This is a genomic window from Ferruginibacter sp. (assembly GCF_028288465.1).
GTDB lineage: Bacteria > Bacteroidota > Bacteroidia > Chitinophagales > Chitinophagaceae > Ferruginibacter.
In genome coordinates, this window is the sequence record NZ_JAQBNR010000008.1 from 1 (window position 1) to 3,519 (window position 3,519).

At 36.9% G+C, this 3,519-nt stretch carries 6 protein-coding genes; 5 read left to right on the plus strand and 1 reads right to left on the minus strand.

Features of this window, described 5'->3' with window-relative positions; all coding sequences use genetic code 11:
• Positions 1–298: LLM class flavin-dependent oxidoreductase (locus JWR61_RS03480; protein ID WP_301926468.1), on the minus strand; the 298-nt coding region annotated here is incomplete at its 3' end.
• Positions 299–618: 320 nt separating this feature from the next.
• On the opposite strand from JWR61_RS03480, the gene JWR61_RS03485 reads away from it, so the two are divergent.
• From JWR61_RS03485 to JWR61_RS03505, 5 genes are all read left to right on the plus strand, one after another.
• Complete coding sequence (locus tag JWR61_RS03485) at positions 619–1,098, plus strand: DUF4440 domain-containing protein (RefSeq protein WP_301926469.1); 480 nt, start codon at positions 619–621, stop codon at positions 1,096–1,098.
• Positions 1,099–1,104: 6 nt separating this feature from the next.
• On the plus strand, positions 1,105–1,917 hold the full coding sequence (locus tag JWR61_RS03490; protein WP_301926470.1) for a helix-turn-helix transcriptional regulator: 813 nt from the start codon (positions 1,105–1,107) through the stop codon (positions 1,915–1,917).
• An 82-nt stretch (positions 1,918–1,999) separates the two neighbouring features.
• Positions 2,000–2,770: an isocitrate lyase/phosphoenolpyruvate mutase family protein gene (locus JWR61_RS03495; protein WP_301926471.1), complete on the plus strand. Its 771-nt coding sequence runs from the start codon at positions 2,000–2,002 to the stop codon at positions 2,768–2,770.
• 28 nt (positions 2,771–2,798) lie between these two features.
• Entirely contained in the window at positions 2,799–3,179 is a 381-nt protein-coding gene (locus JWR61_RS03500) for a DUF4440 domain-containing protein (RefSeq protein WP_301926472.1), read from the plus strand.
• A 197-nt stretch (positions 3,180–3,376) separates the two neighbouring features.
• Positions 3,377–3,519, plus strand: a 143-nt coding sequence (locus tag JWR61_RS03505; RefSeq protein ID WP_301926473.1) for an ATP-binding cassette domain-containing protein, incomplete at its 3' end; no start/stop codon positions are given.

Here is a 3,519-nt window from a genome sequence, read left to right on the forward strand (position 1 = left end):
GATCTAAAGTAGCGAAGTTTTGAAATACCCTTACCGGGTCAGCCGCGCTGATAACCGTTACGGCGCTTGTTAAACGAATTCGCCTGGTACGTGCTGCCGCAGCTGCAAGGATCATGGTTGGCGCCGAATCTAAAAACTCCTTCCGGTGATGCTCGCCAATGCCAAACACATCCAGTCCAGCCTGATCTGCACGTTCAATTCTTTCTAACAATTGAGCCATTGCATTTACATTTCGGGTGGCCGTGTCCTTGCTATCATCAAACATCGCCGCAGCAAAACTATCTATTCCTACTTCCATGTCACTATATATTTTAACAATTGATGTTTAAACAAATATCTGCAAGTTTAAATAATATTCCTGCTCAAAAAGAATAGCAATAATTCTTTTGAACAACCACTGACAATAGGGTCTTAATTTACCTGATTAATATCATCAATAAATTTAAGCTATTTGCTGCTCAACAAGTGGTTTTACAATAAATATACCGATTAGTATATATTTGCATTATAAAACGAGCCAGAATCAGTAACGAAACCCCTGTTCCGATTTATACAATTTGAAAGTCTGCGGCTTCCTTAATTTTGTAAACAATCTTTAAACTAAAATGATTCCATACTATGAAAAGAAAAAATATTTATATTGTGATTCAACTGCTTGCAATATTATTTTTGTTTTATAATTGTGATGCTCAACAACCAAAGGAAAAGTCAAATTTAGATGAAGCAAAAAAAGCAATAGCAGAAAGTAATAGCATCTATTTTCAGGCTTTCGCAAAAGGGGACTCATCCATATTCATTGATCGCTATGCAAAAGATTGCTGGATTATGCCGCCAAATACGCAAGCGCTGTGCGGTGCAGATGCACCACTTGAGTTTTTCAGAAAAGCCTATTATCAGATAGGCCTCAGAAATGGTAAATTTATTACAACTGATGTATATGGCGATGGCAAAGAGTTTGTTACCGAAGTGGGATTTTGGCAATCATTTGATGCCAGCAATACAATATTTGATAATGGTAAATTTTTAGTGTTGTGGAAGAAGACGCCAGATGGATGGAAAATGTTCAGAGATTCTTTCAGCAGTGACCGGAATAAATAGCCCCATATGGAATTTAAATATTTTTCTCCGTCTGATATCTTAAAGCCCTACATAAGGCACTATTATATCTTTGAATCTGATTCAGACGTTGAATTTGAGGATACTGTATTTCCAAGTGGCGGTATGGAAATAATTTTTAATCTTGGTGAAGGCACCTGGGAATCATCAGTTGAAAATCAATTCTTCAAAACCCCTCAAATAGAATTATGGGGGCAGATCACAAAACCATTAGCAATAAGATCAAAAGGCAGGCATACCATGCTTGGCATTAAATTTTTTACACATTCGGCGGCATATTTTCTTAATGATGAAATTAGAGTATTTAACGACCATGTTTCTGATCTTTATGATATAATAGGCAACCCGGTGAAAATCTTACATTCTATTCTTTTGGAAACAAAAGACATTTCTAAAAGAATAGAACTTATAGAAATATTTTTATTGAAAAGATTGATAGCCAATGAAAAAAAATCCTTCAGGATTGATAAAGTTGCCAACATTTTAACGAGTATAAAAAAAGATCCGGCAGAAAACAATCTAAGTAATATTGCATCAAAACATGGTATTACACCCCGTTATCTGCACAAATTAATTTACCAAAATACAGGCCTCTCTCCTACATCATTCAATAAAATAAACCGGTTTCAATTCAGCCTAAAGCTCATTGCTAAAAATGAACAGCCTTTCACTTCCATTGCCTACGACTGTGGCTACTTTGACCAATCACACTTTATAAGGGATTTTAAATCATTTACCGGCGTTACACCTTCGGCATACCTGGAAAACCTCTCGCCCGTTAACCAGCTGTTACTTCAATAATTTCGAAACGGTTCCGGTTTATACAATTTTAGTGTTCAGCACTGCAATACCTTTGTTTTATTAATTATTAAACAAAGGTTATATGAATTCTTTCGAAACATTTAAACAACTGCATCAAAACTCCAACCCCCTCCTGTTAGGCAACATCTGGGATGTAAATAGTGCAAAAATATTTGAGGCCAATGATTATAAAGCAATTGGCATATCAAGTCAGGCATTGTCAAATTCGCTTGGGTATGAAGACGGAGAAAACTTACCGTTCGAAATTCTGCTTCAATTGGCTAAAAGAGTGGTTGAAGTAGTCAGCATCCCTTTTTCGGTTGATATGGAAGGCGGATACAGTCGTTCCGTTGACGGTATTATCGAAAATATAAATAAACTACACGATGCCGGTGTAGCCGGTATAAACCTGGAAGATACTATTGCCGGTGTTACGCGGCAATTTCAATCCGTTTCTGACTTTCAAAAAATCCTTTCGGCAGTGGCAGATCATATAAGCCGGAATAATTTACAACTATTTTTAAATATCAGGACCGACGGCTTCCTGCTTGGCATGCCGACCGCTCTTGCCGAAACACTTGCCCGTATTAAAAGTTACGAAAATTCGGGTGCCAGCGGGATTTTTGTTCCTTGTATTACCAATAAGAATGACATTAAAGAAGTGGTGAAAGCTACCAACCTCCCCATTAACGTAATGTGTATGCCCAACCTGCCAAATTTTGAGGAGTTAAAATCGCTGGGAGTCAAAAGGATCAGCATGGGTCCGTTCCTGTTTAACAAAGTCTATGATAATGCCGCAAAACTGGCAAAGACAATTAACAACGATAAAAACTTCTCGTCAATTCTTTCATGATTTTCTATTCACAATAAAAATTAAAAAAATGAACCTACCAAAAAGAGCAGAAGACGCTCATGCAACCTTAGCGGCTGCCTTCAACACAGGTGATGTAGCAACGGTATTGAACATGTATGATGTTACGGGAATTATTGTTCCGGAACCGGGGAAACCTGTATCTGGCAAAGAAAAATTTGAAGAAGCAATAAAAGCTATTTTATCCATTAAAGGAAAAATGGAAATTAAAACTGTTTATTGTCTTCAAACGGGAAACATTGCTGTGGGGAGATCTGAATGGAGTATCACAGATGGCAATGAAGTAAAGATAAGTGCCAAAGGCATTGAGGTAATGAAGCAGCAAGCTGATGGCACCTGGAAAATTGTGATAGACCATGCATTTGGCGCCGAAGCTAATCTTGTGGCATAAAAAAGAAAGTCTGCAAAATAAAAGGAACACGGCGTGTCGCGGTTCCTTTTATTTGCGCTATTTACATTGCAAAAACAGGCCATCAGGCGCAAATAATATCATTAAAGAACCTGAATACGATTTTATAAAAATATTTTTTGAAATGTAAAAAACTGCTTTATATTTGTAGTGTACTATTATACTAATACACTATTAACATGATAGAAATTAAGAACCTGAGTTTTGCCTACCCTCGCAAGCCTTTGCTTTTTAAAGATCTTGATCTGACACTAAACAAAGGACATATCTATGGATTACTTGGGAAAAACGGCGCCGGTAAATCAACACTTTTAAAAAACAT